Origin of the sequence: Acinetobacter sp. YH12046 (assembly GCF_013419905.1) — a bacterium.
In the GTDB taxonomy this organism is placed as follows: domain Bacteria; phylum Pseudomonadota; class Gammaproteobacteria; order Pseudomonadales; family Moraxellaceae; genus Acinetobacter.
In genome coordinates, this window is record NZ_VOZF01000005.1 from 60,465 (window position 1) to 77,536 (window position 17,072).

Here is a 17,072-nt window from a genome sequence, read left to right on the forward strand (position 1 = left end):
AGTCTTTTCATTTAATTTTCAATATATACGTACAAGTTTTAAGCAAATCTTTGAATTGTTTCAGATCTTGGTTTGAGAATTCCCTGCCTGAATAAATTGATTTTTCAAATAGTCTAATTGCTTCAAAGAATACAGACTGATCTTTATCCTGAACTTGCTGAGATAGCCGTAACATCCACTGATGAAAAGTCTCTGCGGGTTGTCTTTTTAATTTTTTTTTCAAAGACTGATTAAACTGCTGAATAGAATGTTCAAAAGGTGACTGTAACTGCCGATTTTTAAAATAGATTTTTAAAATATAAAGCAGTACGAGTATGCCAATACCAGATATTAAAATAATTACGCTGGAATAGACTGAACTTAGGCCCAGTTTCGCTAACCAGCCCTGCTGTGATTCGGCATTATAGCCTACGACCTTACTTTGCCATTGGTAACTTGCATAATCACTCCAGACTCTTAGTTTGGTCAGCCATATATTACGGTGTGATGTCCAGCCAGAATTACTTGCCCATACTCGCTCATCTTGCGAGATTAAATTTTGCATCCCATCATCAATACGTTGCGGGGCTACCATTGCGGTAGGATCAAAACGCTGCCATCTTTGGTCAATCCAGACTTCTGTCCAGGCATGAGCATCCAACTGACGAACTTCCCAACTTTTCCCATCGGGCGCCAATTGTCCGCCTTGATAACCTGTGACCACACGTGCCGGAATTCCAACATATCGCATCAGCATCACGAAACTGGAAGCATAGTGTTCACAAAAACCCTGCCGAAATTTAAACAGAAATTCATCAATCCGGTTTTTACCGAGTACGCCCGGTTTCAGGGTATATACAAAATGATTTTGCTGATACCAGTTTAAGACTGTTCGGATATAACGTCGTGGATCCTCCTCACTTTGTAGATATAAACGCTGTGCCAACTGTTGTGCCTGAGTATCCAAATGGGCTTGAGTCTGGGTATTAAGTCGCTGAACAAATTGCTCCGGTAAAATACTTTCAGTATTTTGACTACCTAGCCATTGCAGATGAATCGGTTCTACTCGTTGGGTTAAACGCCTTGGTACGATACTCCAGTCCTGACGATTATAATAACGGCGTTCCAAAGGCATCGATTTTTCCAGGCCCATCACCCAGAACACAGAAGGATCAGCAGCCAGATATTGGTAATTCCACCCTGATGTGGATACTGGAACAACTTCTCCAGGCTGACGGATTAAAGGCTGCTGATTAATAAAGCTACTGGTCCAGCGCTGTCCATCATATTCATCTAGCACCAATGCCCGCCAATACAACTCTGAACGTGGCGGCAGTTTACTCACATCACCAATAATCCTGAAAGCTAGAGCATTAGATTGAGATAATTCAGCAATATCGCCCGGTGACATACTGTCACCGATTCCGGTTATACCTTTATTTTCTGGAATTGGGATATGCCAAAGCGGTGGCAAACGCGGAAAGAAAATGAATAACAAAATAAAAAACGGCAAAGCATAAAGCACAAATCTGCCGACATATTTGGCATCTTGCTGTAAGGCTATACGTGGTGATTGCTGACTCTGCTGAAACTCACTGGTCTGAATCCGGTATAAGCCAATTAGACAGCTTAATAAGCATAGAATAATCAAAACAGCCATGCCAAAAGACTGGCTATATAGAAATGAACTGGCCGCAACAAAAAGTGCAAAATTAAACAAGATAATCAGATCCCGCCGGTTTTTCGTTTCTAATGATTTGGCAAATAAAAAAGTGGAAAGAACTGCAACACCTGCCTCCACTCCAATAAAACTTTGGTGGCTAAGATAAATACTACCTAATGCTAAGGCCGTGAGAAGAAAAGTTCCTATTTTAGGAAATGGCTTTTGCCGTTTAAGAAAAATCCAGATACACAGTAAGCTAATGACAAAGATAATGCTGAGCAGCACCGGGATGAAAGCTACTTGGGCAAGGATGATCAAGCCTAGGGTCAAGACGATCGAAATTCGGATTTTTCCATCAATCATAGATTCACCCGTTATGCCTGAGCCAATAATTGTTTGGCCTTACGTAACTGTTCTTCACCTGCTCCCTGCGGCAATTCTGCCTGAGGTAAATGCAGTGCATATGCACATTGCTGCTGCTCACATTGCTCAATCAGTCCCATCATCAAGCCCAGTTTCTCCTCATGCGACTGGCTAGGCATGTGTTCATAATGAATCTCAAAGCTATGTTCATCCTGATACTGTTCAAAGACTTTGACATACAAGCCTTGCCCACGTGCAAACTGTTTCCAGGAAACCGCCTGCAATGAGTCTCCAGATTGATAATTTCGTAATTCACGGAACTCATCCATATCCGGTTCAAAGCTATTCTGATAAATCTTGTTTTCCGAAGTATTGTTTTGAGCTTTAGGTGCCACCCAAGCAAACTGATGATGATAAAGATAGGTCCAGGCTCGTACCAGGCCAAAGGGATAAACCGAATAGATCTGAATCACCGGATACTCAAATTTACCACGACGTTCAGCATAAAATGGCAGCACCCAATGCTGTTTCTGTTCACTCAGATAAACTTTCTCCAGCTGATTGCCGACCTTAATATACAGATAACGCGGCCGGGCTGTCGCTTGCTGAAAATAAAAATGCAGATTAAGTGCATGACCCACCTGCCCGACGTCTTCAGCAATCATTTCAATATCCAGATCATGCAACTGTTTAAAGGTCAGATAGAAGCTGACACATAGCACTGCACTAATCAGAAAGCAGAAACCTAAAATCAGGTTATTGGCATAGTTCACGCCAGCGATAAAGGTGATAAAAATCAGAACCAGATACAGATAGCCCTGCTGATAAATAAAGACCAGTACATCCTTTTGAGAAAGTCGTTTTTGCTGTGAAAATTGAAAGCGTTTCGCCAGCCAGTTTTGCCAGGTTTTATCCAAGAGCGGACTCCTTTAACTGACTGCGACCTGTTGCATCACATTTAATGTTTCTGCATCGCTCAGCCCCAGACGATGGGCGGCGACTGCCACAAAAACGGCTTGTACATCGTCCGGAGTTACGAAGCTACGTTGCTGAATAATGGCATTCGCCTGTGCTGCACGTTTAAGCGCCAGCAAACCTCGTGTTGATAAGCCTTGGCGTTTCTTACGGGTTTCTTCCGCAAGATCTAGCATATATTCCTGAACCGCTTCACTGATAAAAATCTGCTGGGTCAACTGCTGTAATTCCAGCACTTCATTTTCAGTAAATACATGTGCCAAGCTAGCGATCAAGGCAAAACGGGATTCTTGCTGTAATAACAGTTTTTCAGCATGACGGGATGGATAACCTAAAGACAGACGCATTAAAAAGCGGTCAAGTTGGGATTCAGGCAAGGCATAAGTGCCACTTTGAAATAAGGGGTTCTGGGTCGCGATTACCCAGAATGGCTTAGGCAAAGCATAACGTATCCCATCGACAGTGGCATAGCCTTCTTCCATCGCCTCCAGCAAGGCACTCTGAGTTTTGGGACTGGAACGGTTAATTTCATCTGCCAGCAAAATCTGGGTAAAAATAGGCCCCTGCTTAAACTCGAACTGATGTTCTTTCTGGTTAAACATATTGATACCGATCACATCACTGGCCAGCATGTCATTGGTAAACTGAATTCGCTGAAATTTCAGTCCTGCGAGATGGGCTAGGCTGCTTGCCAATGTTGTCTTGCCCAAACCGGGTAAATCTTCAAACAAGACATGCCCGCCTGCAATCAGACAGCATAGGGCTAATCTGGTCTGTGCATGTTTATCCAGAACAATGGCATTAATTTCTTGGAAAAATTTTTGAATCTTGGGTGCATAATCAGCCAGCTTCTGTTCAAGCTCATCATTGTTGTGCGCAATATCCAGCTTTTCTTTTTGTTTCATGCCCCAGATCACAATATTTTCCCTAATAAAACATGCTGTAGGATTAACATACACTGTTTTTTAAAATTCCCCAAAGATCAGTCATCTGCCGACTTTATTTCTGCAGAATAAATTAGGAATTTTAGAAATTTTATATGATTAAATTTCCTATAAGAGCCAATTGAAGCTTTAAGATTAAAGTTTAGAAAAATTACATTTTGATTGGCATATTTATTAGAGAAAACAGGTTATTAAAAACCTTTGAGATCTGAACTTATACCTAAAAGGTAAAGACTTTTAAAAATTTAAATTCCCAATGTCAAAATAGATCATAATTTTGTTTTATCTTGTTTGAATCCTAAAATTTGCCCGTAAAAAAGCGCCCCGAAAGGCGCTCATTTTATTCATCCATTAGCATGGACACTTCTTCATATCTCCACCGGCAGAGGGATAACGCGAATCTACACAGTGACGATAAAATGTTTTAGGGTCCATCGCTTCCAGATCAGGATGGTGCTTTTTCATATGCGCCAGATAGGTCTGATAATCCGGCACACCCACCATCAGGCGGAAACTCTGCTGTAAACGCTGCCACAACGTCGCAATCCGTGACCAGTTTTTCGGGTTCAGGATCAGGTCTTTTTGTGACATCACGGTCATCTTGATGATTTTATAGATAACCGCTTTTCCACCTTTAGCAAACTTCAAGTTCATGCGCTGCTCCTTAATGTCCTTTTGCAGGCTGAATTTCTTCAGGATCGCGATATACTGCTTCGGCTTCATTTACAGTTGGTACAGGGCTCGCCAGGGCACGACGGATCACGCCAATTGCAGCAAATAGCATTACAAATGCTACGATCATAAAGAAACCACAAAGTGCTGCGTTGATCTGGTTTGACATTGCGACAGTCTGCATTTCAGCCAGGGTTTTCGCTGGTGCCAGAATTTCATTATTCGCAATTGCCGTATTAAAACGCTCTGCCTGTGCCAGGAAACCGATCTTTGGATTTTCATGGAAAATCTTTTGCCAACCGGCTGTCATTGAAGTAATAAACAGGAATACGGTTGGAACAATGGTTACCCACACATATTTCTCTTTCTTCATCTTGAACAGGATGACTGTACCCAGAATCAATGCCATTGCAGCCAGAATCTGGTTACCAATACCGAACAATGGCCATAAGCTATTAATACCGCCTAATGGATCAACAACGCCCTGATAAACGAAGAAACCCCAGCCAGCCACAGCAACGGCTGTACCCAGCATATTACCGAAGAAGTTATGAGATTGTTTTACCGCAGGAATCACGATACCAACTGTATCCTGAACCATGAAGCGACATGCACGAGTACCCGCATCTACCGCTGTCAAAATGAATAAAGCTTCAAACAGAATTGCAAAGTGATACCAGAAGGCCATCATTTCACGGCTGTTAAAGATTTCGGTAATGATATGCGCCATACCAATCGCGAAAGTCGGTGCACCACCCGTACGTGACAGAATCGAGTTCTCACCTACTTCCTGAGCCAAGAGAGTCAGCGCTTCAGGCGTTACCACAAAACCAAGATTACGTACTGCTTCAGCTGCAGTATCTACGGTTGTACCTAGTAGTGCTGCTGGTGAGTTAATCGCGAAGTACACACCTGGATCAAGAATCGCGGCACAGATCAAAGCCATGATCGCAACAAATGATTCCATCAACATACCGCCATAACCGATTATCCGGATATCGCGTTCGTTGTTGACCAGTTTCGGTGTCGTACCTGAAGAAACCAGTGCGTGGAAACCGGAAATCGCACCGCAGGCAATGGTAATAAACAGGAACGGGAACATTGAACCAGCGAATACTGGGCCTGTACCATCAACAAATTTGGTAATCGCTGGCAATTTCATTTCCGGCATCGCGAACAGAATACCAATCGCCAGACCGGCAATCACACCAATTTTCAGGAAGGTCGATAAATAGTCACGTGGTGCAAGTAATAACCAGACGGGCAATACCGATGCAATAAAACCATAAATGATTAGTGCCCAAGTCAGCTCAGTACCCGTTAAGGTAAATAGCTGCCCCCAGTATGGATGCTGTGCAACGTTTTCACCATAGATAATGCCAAGCATCATCAATACGAAACCAATGATCGAAACTTCTGCAATTTTACCCGGACGGATAAATCGCATGTAGATACCCATGAAGATGGCGATCGGAATCGTAGCTGCAATACTGAATACGCCCCATGGACTATTGGTCAGTGCTTTGACAACCACTAGCGCCAATACTGCTAGGATGATGATCATCACACCCAGCGCACCAAGCATCACGATAATACCAGCAAAGGTACCCAGTTCCTGTTTTGCCATTTCACCCAGTGAACGGCCGTCACGACGGGTAGAAATAAACAGTACCAGGAAGTCCTGTACCGCACCTGCCAGTACCACACCGACCAGTAGCCAGATCGTGCCTGGCAGATAACCCATCTGCGCTGCAAGGATAGGACCGACTAAAGGACCCGCACCGGCAATCGCGGCAAAATGGTGACCGAATAACACGCTTTTATTGGTCGGCACATAATCCAGACCATCACCCAGACGATGTGCGGGTGTTAAACGGCGTGCGTTCAGTTCAAAAACTTTATTGGCAATAAATAAACTGTAGAAACGGTAAGCGATGCTGTACACACAGGCTGCGGCCAGTACCAGCCAGACTGCATTCACATGCTCACCACGACTGAGTGCAAGTATCCCGAAGGAGACTGCCCCGACTATGGCTACCAGGAGCCAGATGATTTTCGAAGTCATGGTTGACTTCTGTTGTAAAGTTTCCATTCAATCCCTCATTTTGTGAAGCATATAAATCAGCGTGATTTTTTTATTCGAGGTACTGCTGTTTTCCCTTGCGACTTTACGCTTGTTCCTTTCGAATTCCTCTAAGACTTTGGCATAAAAAAAGGGATGATTTTAGTCATCCCCTTTGATAATAGTCTATTTTCCGACCATTATGCACGTTCTAAATAGTCACCAGTACGAGTGTCTACACGAACGCTTTCTTCTTGCTGAACGAATAATGGAACACGTACTACTGCACCTGTTTCAAGTTTCGCTGGTTTACCGCCACCGCCAGAAGTATCGCCACGAACACCTGGATCAGTTTCAACAATTTTTAATACTACAAAGTTTGGTGGGCTTACTGTTAAAGGTACGCCATTCCACAACATGATAGTACATTTTTCATTTGAATCGTCTTTTAACCATTTTGCAGCATCGCCCATTGCTGTTTTATCAGCAGCGATCTGTTCAAAGGTTACAGGATCCATGAAGTTCCACATTTCGCCATCGTTGTACAAATATTCCATTTCTACTTCTACGATGTCTGCAGCTTCTAGAGAATCACCAGATTTAAAAGTTTTTTCCAAAACTTTACCACTGCGAAGGTTACGTAATTTAACGCGGTTGAACGCCTGGCCTTTACCTGGTTTAACGTATTCGTTTTCCATGATTGAACATGGGTTACCATCAAGCATAACCTTCAGGCCAGACTTGAAATCGTTCGTAGAATAATAGGCCATGATTGGCTCACTCCAAACTTACTAACTTTAAGCTATTGATGCTATGGGCTGTTGCAATGTCATTTAGCAAGTCTGACACGAACATGAGTTGCCACATGCACATTCATTTAATGTTGCGTATTCTAAATGAGCAATACACCAAGTCGCAACGAAAAAATCGGTTTTAACTTGCTGACACTGCTTAACTTAACATCAGCTATTCCAATACTGGTGCACAACCAGTCTTCCAAGCACATAAAAGTCTCTATGCTTTTGCATACCATAGCAAACTGATCGTGTTTAGAGAAATTTTAGCCAGCTTTCACATTCCCATCTGTAGACAAACTGCTAAACTGCGCACTTCTGGCTATCGCCTTCATCTTTTTTTGATCTTCCGGCATGACACAGTATTTATATCAAGAAGCAAATTGGCAATCGCAACTGAGCGACCTGATCACCGATCCACAGGAATTACTGCAAATTCTACAGCTTTCTCCAGATCAGCTGTTATCTGGTGCTCTGCTGGCCTCTCAAGCCTTTAAACTACGTGTGCCGCGAGCTTTTGTTTCCAGAATGCAGCCAGGCAATCCTTTAGATCCACTTTTATTACAAGTGTTACCGCATCATCTGGAACTGGAAGACCATCCGGGATTTGTCACCGATCCCCTAGGTGAAGAACAGGCCAACCAGCAGCCTGGTGTTCTACATAAATATAAGTCACGTTTTCTACTGACCTTGACCGGTGCCTGTGCAGTCCACTGTCGTTACTGTTTCCGACGCCATTTCCCCTATCAGGAAAACCTGCCTAAAAATGAGGACTGGATCAATATCAAACAATATCTGGAAAGCCAGCCAGATATTAATGAAGTAATTCTAAGCGGCGGCGATCCACTGACCTTATCTAACCGAAAATTAAAAACCTGGATTGAACGACTAGAATCGGTACCACATCTCAAATTTTTAAGAATACATTCACGAGTTCCTATTGTGATCCCAAACCGGATCGACGAAGAGCTACTAAGCATGTTAAAAAACAGTAGGCTACGTATTATTCTAGTGGTACACTCGAACCATGCATCAGAGCTGGATGACCTGACCTGTAAGCAGCTTAATCAGCTGGTTCAGCATCAGATCACGGTACTCAATCAGGCAGTTTTATTAAAAGGGGTTAATGATTCTGCTCAAGTTTTGATTGATTTAAGCTATCGCTTGTTTGATGCTGGCGTGATGCCCTATTATTTACATGTACTTGATAAAGTAAAAGGTGCGCATCATTTTGATTTACCTGCTGAGCACATCAATGAGATTTATACAGAAGTTTTAGCGAACCTACCGGGGTATCTGGTTCCTAAACTAGTTCGAGAAATAGCGGGCGAGAAGAATAAGACACCGCTTTTTGGGGTTTCAACATTTTTGAGTTAAATAATAAAGATGAGTAAGCATACTGCAGACATTTTTCAGACAACGGCTGAACTCACCATAGAACAGCTAAGTTTTTGTCCCACAAATGCCAAAGCATTGCAGGAATGGGTCGCAGGAATTTCAATCCTGCAATTGGGGAATTCATCCAAGTCTCTGTTCAGTGCTTTACTGGAAATTTCCGAACTGAAATGTGCGGAAACCTTGCGTTTTGACCTGATTCAGGTATTGCACCCTACCCTTGAAAATGTTTTGGCCAGTCTTGAGAAACATTTCGTCAATCAGGGTCTGATCACGACAGATCGCAATGACCAGATTATTGAGCTGGCTATGCTGTTACGCAGCTATTTTGCCAAAATCTATATAGATATTGCCAAACGCTGTAATCATCAGCTGAATCATCAAAAGTTTTCACTATTTTCCCTGGGCAAAAAGAAAAGCCTGCAAAGTGCCCGGATGGTGTCCATCTACTATGGGCTGCAACAGTTAAGCCTGCTGCTCTATCAACAGCATATGCTGTATAGCACACCTGGCGCTGGCCAGTGGTTGGCGGCACATCAGTTACTGGAATGTGCGATGGAAAATAATTTCTATCAGACCAACATCAATCAGGTTCTTGGCACCCAGCACGAAATCCAGAATATTACCCAAGCCTATGCACGACTGATTTTGCTGGATATTTTCAATACCCATCAGATCCGTCCAGCTGAAATTCAGGGTTTATATTTATGCAGTGCGGACTGGGCAAAACTGGTTCAGATTCTGCCAAAAGAAACCACACTGTCACGTTATGTGGTCGATGCCAGCAAAGATCATCCGCCTTTACTGAATTCTCATCAGGGTCAGCATTTCCAGCCGAGCTTCTATATTTCGACACAAAACCTGATGGAACACCTGACCGGTACGCAAAGCAAAAATGCCCAGTATCTGTCACGTAATGAAAAACTGTTCCTGACACCTGCCCTGCATTTTCATATCTATAACCTGCTTTCGAATAATGTCGAACGCCGTCATGAACGTTATGAATATTCCGCACAGATCAATATCTGCTTTGGCTTAACGGTGGCGCATTTTTATCTGTCTAAGGGTAAAAACTTTAATGAAACGCTGGAACTGGAAGGTAATTATGGTTTCCAGAGCGAAAGCAGTTTTGTCAGCTCAATGCATAATGCCGTTCCAAGCGGATTCAGCAGTATCAAGGCGCTCGATCGCGAAGCCAAACAGATTCATACCGCTGAAGTTCTCGATATCAGTGTCAATGGTTACCGGATTAAATGGTCAGGTATCACGCCTGCCAATCTGAAAACTGGTGAATTTATTCTGGTTCAGGAAAAATCTCAAAGCCAGTGGCGTGGCGGTGTCATTCGCTGGATCAAACAGTCAGCAGATAAAAGTCTGGAAATTGGTCTGGAAATTCTGGCACAGGAACTGTTCCCTTGCGCAGTTTATGCCCGTACCGACAAACACAGTATTAATTACCAGCCAGCTATTCTGGTACAAATGACCCAGCTCGATCAGGTCTCAACCAGTATTATTGTCTCTGGCTCACAAATGTTTAGGGAAAAACAGACCATTCATTTACGACTTGGCCAAAAAGAACTCAGAATCTACCTGACCAAGGCACAGCTCATTACACAAAGTTTTATCCGTTTCGACTATGAATTATTAAATGATCAAGAAGAAGATGTCATCGAAAACTTTATACATAAGCAATTGAATGAAACTAGAAATCACGATTTATGGGAAGCATTGAAGTGAGAAATCCATTATTGTCTAAAAAGTTAAAACGTACTGAAACACGTTTACTGATCATTGATGATAATCAAATTAGATATAACCAAATCCGTGATCTCTTAACCAGTAATGAATATCAGGTCGACGCCGTTCTGCTTGATGATCTGCAATCTTTTGAAAAACAGTTAAACTTTAACTGGGACCTGATTATTTTTGGTCGTGCTTATGATCTGAAATATGAACAGGCCTTAAGTCTGGTTCAACTTTCGCAGCAACCTGATCTTCCTATTCTTTTGTTAAAGCCGGAAGATTATCAGGCTGAACAATATGCCCAATATATCCGTAAAGGCATTTTTGACATTCTGAATCTGGATTATCCAGACCGCTTCTTCCTGAATCTGGTGCGTGCCCTTTCCTTTAGCCGTACCATGCAAGCCCAGCGCCATTTAATGGAAGAACTGGAAACTGCACAAAGCCAGGCACAATCACTGGTAGAAGATAGTAACCGTGCAGTCGCAACCATTCAGGAAGGCATCCATATTCAGGCTAATGCCGATTATCTCAAACTGTTTGGCCTTAAAAGCGAGGACGATATTATCGGTCTGCCACTTTTAGACCTGTTACAGCCGCAAGATTTGAATGATTTTAAATCCCGCTTTAAAAAGATTTCTCAGGGTCAATTTGATTTAGGTCGTTTTGATATTACTTCTTCGAATCCAAATGTGGCTGCTGCCAATCCATTAAAACTGGAATTTCTGGCATCTAGTGCTGAAGAAGATGCACTACAAATTACGATTGATACAGCGACTACTCAGGCGAGTGCCTCTTCTGAAAAAGTTGCAAACAAGCCAAATACCTTACAGTCACTTAAGCGTGAACTCAATCGTGAACCGGCCAAAGCCAATGCATTGATCACGTTCTCCTTTACTGCGTATGAGCCGCAAGTCCTGAATGGTGATTGGGCGACCTACATAGGTTATTTCCATGAAGTTAAGAAATTTCTAAAAGAGCAGGTTCGTATTCCACTCTTTAAACTGGAACATGATGTTCTGGTGGGGATCATTCAGGCAGATGCGCAAGACATTCTGGAATCCAAACTTGTTGGATTAGGTTCATTGACCAAACCACAGCTTATTACAGTGAATCAGCAAACTTATCCGCTCAATCTACGCATCGGTTATACCCTGCTTGACGGTGAGTTGCGTGATGAAAGCCATTGTAATGAATTAGTCGGTCGGGCCTTCTCTACTCCTTTACCACAAGCACAAAAAACGTCTGAATTTGTTCTGGATATTCCTGCAACGACTCAGGAATCGATTTCAATGCCGAGCATTGACTTCACGGTTTCAGAACCCGTTATTCCAGCGTCTGAGTCCATACCGGTCAGTCCGGCAGTCAGCACTGTACCACTCACAACCTCTCCAGTATTAAAAGCACTGCGTGAATGTCTGGAACGTGGTGAAATTCATCTGAAATATCAACAGCTCTATGATAAAGAAGATACCAACCTCTATATGTATGAGGTGACTAGTGGCTTTATCTTTGAAAATAAATGGCAGGATATTTCTTCCTTGATGGAACTTAATGAAGATGATGAATTGTCTATTAAACTGGATCGCTGGATTCTGGTTGAATCAAGCAAGCAGTTGCACAACTTTATTACCCAGTATCCGGATGCCCGTTTAATCGTGAACCTGAACCGTGCGGTGCTATTTAAAGACCGTACTTTCCCTGAATTTATTTCCAAACTAATTACCATTATTCGCAGTAAAGTCGAGCATCCTTTAACTTTACAGTTCTCTGAAGAGGATATCCTGATGAACCAGCAGGATGCGCAGAAATATCTACGTACTTTACGTGAACATGGCGCGCGGATTGCGATTCGTAACTTTGGTCACTCAATGTATAGTGAAACCTTGCTACGTGAGTTCGATATCAATGGTCTGAGCCTGGATAGCAAACTAACCAAGATGCTGAACAACGATGCTGAAATTGAACAGCTACAGGAAAAAATCATCACGTACAATGAAATCAAACCAGTGAATATCATGATTCGTGAACTGAATGACATGACCTTATTTGCGAATGCCTGGAACGTCGATGCCCGCTTTATTCAGGGTGATTATTTCCAGAAAAAACTGGATCATCTGATTGATGTACAAGACCACTAAGGTCTTGTACTCGCCTTTCAATCTAGAAACGTGAAATGATTTTCTAAATTGCAGGCACAAAAAAACGGGCATAAAGCCCGTTTTTTCATTTTGGGTATTAACGTTTAACAGAACGTGACATACCAGCAAAACGTTGTTTGAACTTGTCGATACGGCCGCCAGTGTCAACGTTCTTTTGCTTACCAGTGTAGAATGGGTGGCAAGCTGAGCATACGTCTAGGTAAAGAGTTTCTTTACCAACAGCTGAACGAGTTTCGATTACGTTACCACATGAACAAGTAGCAACTAGTTTTTCGTATTTTGGGTGAATATCGGCGCGCATCGTCGATTACTCCATTAAGATGAAAGAAGGTTTTGCTGTCATCGCAATTGATCACTCTCAAATATTGAGGAAGGGCCAGAATCAGGATTCAGGCAGATCAACACCACAACAGACCATTCTTTTGGCCCACCGAGACGGATACCGTCAGAGCTAAGCACAACAAGTTGGGCAGTATTATACGGCAAACAAAAGCAATAAGCGAATTATTCTTCTGTATGTACCGCCTGTTTGGCCCAGAGATTCGCAATCACGCCGCAGGCCATCAGCTGGATTTGATGGAAAATCATAATCGGTAAAACTATCATGCCAAGTGGCTGACCAATAAACAGAATCTGTGCCATTGGTACGCCACTGGCCAGTGTTTTTTTGGAACCACAAAAGAACACCGTTTTCTGGTCGGCGCGATTAAAGCCCAGCCAGCGTGGGATAAATAATGACAACAGCATTACGATGGTCAATAAAACCGAACATGCCAGCAGCAGTAAGAGCAAAGTACTTAAGCTGACTTCACGCCAAAGCCCAGCCACCACCGCACTGCTAAACGCCCCATAAACCACCATCAGAATTGAGCCCTGATCGAATACCTTGACGATCTTGGGCATTTTCTGCATTTTTGGGAAAATCCACGGACGCAGTAACTGACCTAAAATAAAAGGCACCAATAACAGCAGCGTAATCTGTAGAATCGATGCTGTCGGATCAAAGTCATGCTGGGATTGCCCAAGAATAAAGAATGCGACCAGCATCGGGGTAATGAACATCCCGATAATATTGGAAAAAGAAGCACTACAGATCGCACCGGCAATATTTCCCTGAGCCACTGAGGTAAAGGCGATCGAAGACTGTACGGTTGATGGCAAGAAGCACATAAACAGGAATCCCCAATATAATTCCTGCCCCAGCATTGGCAATAGGATTGGCTTTGCCAGCAAGCCTAAAATTGGAAAGAGCGCAAAGGTCAAGGCAAAGACCAAAGTGTGTAATTTCCAGTGCATCAAGCCTTCAATTACGGCTTCACGAGAAAGCTTGGCACCATGCAGGAAAAACAGAATCGCAATGGCTGCTGTCGTGATCCAGCTAAAGACTTCAGCTGCCTGCCCTGACACTGGCAATACACTGGCCAGTAACACCATAACAAAGAGCAAGATCGTAAAGCGGTCCAATGCCAGCAGTTTAAGCATCTGATGTCCTTCCCTCAAAATTTTATTATTCGATAAAAAATACCCGGCTATCTTAACAGATGCCGGGTCCATGTTATGCATTCAGATTGAAGGAATATTTTCATCCATACATGAATACATTTCACATATATCGCTTTATAACATTTAGTTATTACGTGCGTTGTTGTCTTGCTGGATTAGCTCGATTTTATAGCCGTCTGGATCTTCCACAAATGCAATCACGGTTACACCGCCTTTCATTGGGCCAGCTTCACGAACAACATTGCCACCACGTGCCTTGATTTCTTCACAAGCTTTATAAGCATCATCTACCGCAATCGCAATATGACCGTAGCCATTGCCCAGGTCATAGCTTTCTGTATCCCAGTTATGGGTCAGTTCAAGCACAGTGTGATTTTCCTCATCGCCATAACCCACAAAAGCCAAGGTAAAACGACCTTCTTCATAATCACGCTTACGAAGTAAAGTCATACCAAGAACTTTAGTATAGAACTTGAGTGATTGTTCCAGATTGCCTACACGTAACATGGTATGCAGCATGCGCATATTAATCATCCTTATTTACAGATTGTTGTTGGTGTTCACCGAGCAATTTTGCCACCCAAACCACCAGAATCAGGATTGGAATCCCGATTAAAGTGGTCATCAGGAAGAAATTCGGATAACCGATATTGGTCACTATAGTACCTGAATATCCACCTAAAATCTTAGGAGTCAAGGTCATGAGTGAGCTAAAAATAGCATACTGAACAGCGGTAAAGGACACACTGGTCAGACTGGACAGGAAGGCAATAAAAGCAGCGCCTGCGAGACCTGCGGCCAGATTATCGACAATAATTGCAAAATATAGCCACCATGAACTATACGGTTTAATCACCTTACCTTGAATTTCAACATTCTCGCCTGTTCCAATTGTAATCGGCTGAATATCAATATCCATCGGATTGGCCTGAGTCTGCGACAAGTCCACAGCATATGAATGCTGCTGGGTCACTATTGGCTGCTCCTGCTGCATTAAGCTTGCATTGATTCGCTTCACAGGTGCAGTAATCAGTTTCTCGGCAGGAATAGCAGCACTAAAGACACGCTCTTCATCCAGCTTGGCATCGAATTTATCGCCATTCAGCTCTAATACAATTTTTTGCTCTGCAGTTAAATCCGGCCCTAGATACTGACCGCGAACCACGATGCTATTCTCCTGTTCATTGGCACTGATCAGGTTATCTGTGGTAACAGGCAGAAGCTGTAATTGTGCTGCTTGCGAAGCATTCTGTTGCAGATAAGGCAGGTTGACTTGTACTGCATCTGCCGGATGATTCAGATAATGTGCACGAACCTGAATCTGTTCGGCCTCTTTAAAAGCAGTAGTGGGCACATTCAGTTTCCAGTAACCGACTTCATCTGTATCTGCCTGAAAGGTTTGCTGGCCTACCTGAACTTCGACCTGTCCCAGCTTTTCACCAGACTTTACTAAGCCAATAAAAATCAGATTGGTTGAACAGGCCAAAATCGCGCCTACAAACATCAGTTTCATGATGTTCATTTTCTGAGCCAGCAAGCCACCTAAAAAACCGCCAAGCAGGGAGAAAATTACCCCATACACTTTCACAGCTTCAGCAATCTGTTCCTTGCTAAAATTCAGATCCTGATAGAACACATTGGAAATCACACCGGCAATAATATCGGAGACCCTATAAAAACCGATCAGCAATAACAACACCAAAGCCAGTTTTAAGCCATAGCGATCAAAGAAATCTGCTACGGGATTGACCCAGGTTTCGAATGCCATTTGCTTATTCACAGCACCCATTTTGACCAGAATCGTACCCACACCGAAAGCGACAGCACCTGAACCGATAAAGCGTAAAGCCTCAAAACAGAACAAGGCAAAAGTATCCTGAATTGCCCACTGTGCAGTGATACTAGATACCAAGTCACCGGAATAGACATAGCTCAGAACAAAGCTGATAACTGCCACAAAAAACACGCCGACGAGACGGAAATAATCACTGCGCTGATAATCTTTACGTGCCCGATCTACTTGAGGCTCACGGATGACCAGTGTGGTAATAATCCCGACCAGCATAACCGCTGCCATCGCCAGATAAGTCCATTTCCAGGCATCATAAATATAGTTGCCTTTGGCCGTACCTAAATACGCCGCCAGAAACAGAGCCCCAGCCCCAGCCACAATCATCCCGATCCGGTAACCCGCGTTATAGGTGGAAGCCAGTACGGTCTGCATCTGGGTTTCGGCCAGCTCGATACGGTAAGCATCAATGACAATATCCTGTGTTGCCGCCGAGAACCCTAGCAGTACTGCACCCAATGCCATCTGCTGTAAATGTGCCTGCCCCAATGCCGGATCTGAAAAAGCCATAATTGAAATCGCAGTTACAATCAGGATCTGAGCAATCAATAGCCAGGCTCTTCGTCTACCCAAAGCTTTAGTCAGAAACGGGACAGGTAATTCATCGATCAGTGGCGCCCAGACGAACTTGAATGAATAGCCCAGTGCAGCCCAGCTGAAAAAAGTCACCGCACTTTTACTGATTCCGGCTTCACCAAGCCATAAAGACAAACTGGAAAAAATCAAAAGAATCGGGACACCGGCTGAAAATCCGAGAAACAGCATGATCAGGGCACGTCGATCCAGAAATGCTGTAAATGCGGATTTCCAACCCGTCGTTTGTGTTGTCATTGCCTTGTTATTTTCCACGAAAACCAATTGCTGCTATTCAATCCTTTAATAACGTATCTTTCAACAAAATTTATATATTTCTCGCATGCCCGATTTTTTATTTTGTGGCAAAACTGACATGTTGGCTTGAATTTTTC

13 protein-coding genes are annotated in these 17,072 nt (G+C 43.2%); 3 read left to right on the forward strand and 10 right to left on the reverse strand.

The genetic code is table 11. The annotated features are described in order from the left end of the window. Positions 1–7: 7 nt before the first annotated feature. From FTU03_RS05355 to efp, 6 genes are all read right to left on the reverse strand, one after another. Complete coding sequence (locus FTU03_RS05355) at positions 8–2,005, reverse strand: DUF3488 and transglutaminase-like domain-containing protein (RefSeq protein WP_159123143.1); 1,998 nt, start codon at positions 2,003–2,005, stop codon at positions 8–10. An 11-nt stretch (positions 2,006–2,016) separates the two neighbouring features. Then, the gene (locus tag FTU03_RS05360; protein WP_179992266.1) at positions 2,017–2,922 is read right to left on the reverse strand and encodes a DUF58 domain-containing protein; all 906 of its coding nucleotides are present in this window, start codon (positions 2,920–2,922) and stop codon (positions 2,017–2,019) included. A gap of 12 nt (positions 2,923–2,934) precedes the next feature. Continuing rightward, a complete protein-coding gene (locus tag FTU03_RS05365) occupies positions 2,935–3,885 on the reverse strand; it encodes a MoxR family ATPase (RefSeq protein WP_125278423.1) in 951 nt (316 codons plus the stop codon). 390 nt (positions 3,886–4,275) lie between these two features. After that, on the reverse strand, positions 4,276–4,578 hold the full coding sequence (locus tag FTU03_RS05370; protein WP_004782606.1) for a YbdD/YjiX family protein: 303 nt from the start codon (positions 4,576–4,578) through the stop codon (positions 4,276–4,278). 10 nt (positions 4,579–4,588) lie between these two features. Further along, entirely contained in the window at positions 4,589–6,688 is a 2,100-nt protein-coding gene (locus tag FTU03_RS05375; RefSeq protein ID WP_034702078.1) for a carbon starvation CstA family protein, read from the reverse strand. A 170-nt stretch (positions 6,689–6,858) separates the two neighbouring features. Continuing rightward, positions 6,859–7,428: an elongation factor P gene (gene efp, locus FTU03_RS05380; RefSeq protein ID WP_004782608.1), complete on the reverse strand. Its 570-nt coding sequence runs from the start codon at positions 7,426–7,428 to the stop codon at positions 6,859–6,861. A gap of 378 nt (positions 7,429–7,806) precedes the next feature. Here efp and epmB point away from each other — a divergent pair, with 378 nt between their 5' ends. Genes epmB through FTU03_RS05395 form a run of 3 tightly spaced genes read left to right on the forward strand, consistent with a single transcriptional unit; the run spans position 7,807 to position 12,731 of the window. Beyond that, positions 7,807–8,829 carry an EF-P beta-lysylation protein EpmB gene (gene epmB, locus FTU03_RS05385; protein ID WP_004782609.1) on the forward strand — a complete coding sequence of 341 codons (1,023 nt, stop codon included), beginning with the start codon at positions 7,807–7,809 and terminating at the stop codon, positions 8,827–8,829. Between the two features lie 9 nt (positions 8,830–8,838). Continuing rightward, positions 8,839–10,584 (forward strand): GTPase, encoded by a 1,746-nt coding sequence (locus FTU03_RS05390; protein ID WP_179992265.1) that lies wholly within the window; start codon positions 8,839–8,841, stop codon positions 10,582–10,584. Beyond that, positions 10,566–12,731, forward strand: coding sequence for an EAL domain-containing protein (locus tag FTU03_RS05395; RefSeq protein ID WP_179992264.1), 2,166 nt, complete (start codon positions 10,566–10,568; stop codon positions 12,729–12,731). Before FTU03_RS05390 ends, FTU03_RS05395 begins: the two co-directional genes overlap by 19 nt. Before the next feature lie 97 nt (positions 12,732–12,828). Here FTU03_RS05395 and rpmE read toward each other — a convergent pair whose 3' ends face one another. The 4 genes from rpmE to FTU03_RS05415 form a co-directional block, all read right to left on the reverse strand. Then, positions 12,829–13,053, reverse strand: a complete 225-nt coding sequence (rpmE, locus tag FTU03_RS05400; protein ID WP_004782616.1) for a 50S ribosomal protein L31 — start codon at positions 13,051–13,053, stop codon at positions 12,829–12,831. A 203-nt stretch (positions 13,054–13,256) separates the two neighbouring features. Then, positions 13,257–14,234 carry a bile acid:sodium symporter family protein gene (locus FTU03_RS05405; RefSeq protein WP_179992263.1) on the reverse strand — a complete coding sequence of 326 codons (978 nt, stop codon included), beginning with the start codon at positions 14,232–14,234 and terminating at the stop codon, positions 13,257–13,259. Positions 14,235–14,378: 144 nt separating this feature from the next. After that, complete coding sequence (gene gloA, locus FTU03_RS05410; protein ID WP_179992262.1) at positions 14,379–14,780, reverse strand: lactoylglutathione lyase; 402 nt, start codon at positions 14,778–14,780, stop codon at positions 14,379–14,381. A gap of 1 nt (position 14,781) precedes the next feature. Continuing rightward, on the reverse strand, positions 14,782–16,953 hold the full coding sequence (locus FTU03_RS05415; RefSeq protein WP_373684492.1) for an MFS transporter: 2,172 nt from the start codon (positions 16,951–16,953) through the stop codon (positions 14,782–14,784). Positions 16,954–17,072: the final 119 nt, after the last annotated feature.

Excerpts from the sequence above, each read along its gene's own strand:
- FTU03_RS05370 (WP_004782606.1), bottom strand. The coding sequence starts at position 4,578 with ATGAACTTGAAGTTTGCTAAAGGTGGAAAAGCGGTTATCTATAAAATC.
- FTU03_RS05390 (WP_179992265.1), top strand. The coding sequence starts at position 8,839 with ATGAGTAAGCATACTGCAGACATTTTTCAGACAACGGCTGAACTCACC.
- FTU03_RS05355 (WP_159123143.1), bottom strand. The coding sequence starts at position 2,005 with ATGATTGATGGAAAAATCCGAATTTCGATCGTCTTGACCCTAGGCTTG.
- efp (WP_004782608.1), bottom strand. The coding sequence starts at position 7,428 with ATGGCCTATTATTCTACGAACGATTTCAAGTCTGGCCTGAAGGTTATG.
- FTU03_RS05405 (WP_179992263.1), bottom strand. The coding sequence starts at position 14,234 with ATGCTTAAACTGCTGGCATTGGACCGCTTTACGATCTTGCTCTTTGTT.
- gloA (WP_179992262.1), bottom strand. The coding sequence starts at position 14,780 with ATGCGCATGCTGCATACCATGTTACGTGTAGGCAATCTGGAACAATCA.
- epmB (WP_004782609.1), top strand. The coding sequence starts at position 7,807 with ATGACACAGTATTTATATCAAGAAGCAAATTGGCAATCGCAACTGAGC.
- FTU03_RS05395 (WP_179992264.1), top strand. The coding sequence starts at position 10,566 with ATGGGAAGCATTGAAGTGAGAAATCCATTATTGTCTAAAAAGTTAAAA.
- rpmE (WP_004782616.1), bottom strand. The coding sequence starts at position 13,053 with ATGCGCGCCGATATTCACCCAAAATACGAAAAACTAGTTGCTACTTGT.
- FTU03_RS05375 (WP_034702078.1), bottom strand. The coding sequence starts at position 6,688 with ATGGAAACTTTACAACAGAAGTCAACCATGACTTCGAAAATCATCTGG.
- FTU03_RS05365 (WP_125278423.1), bottom strand. The coding sequence starts at position 3,885 with ATGAAACAAAAAGAAAAGCTGGATATTGCGCACAACAATGATGAGCTT.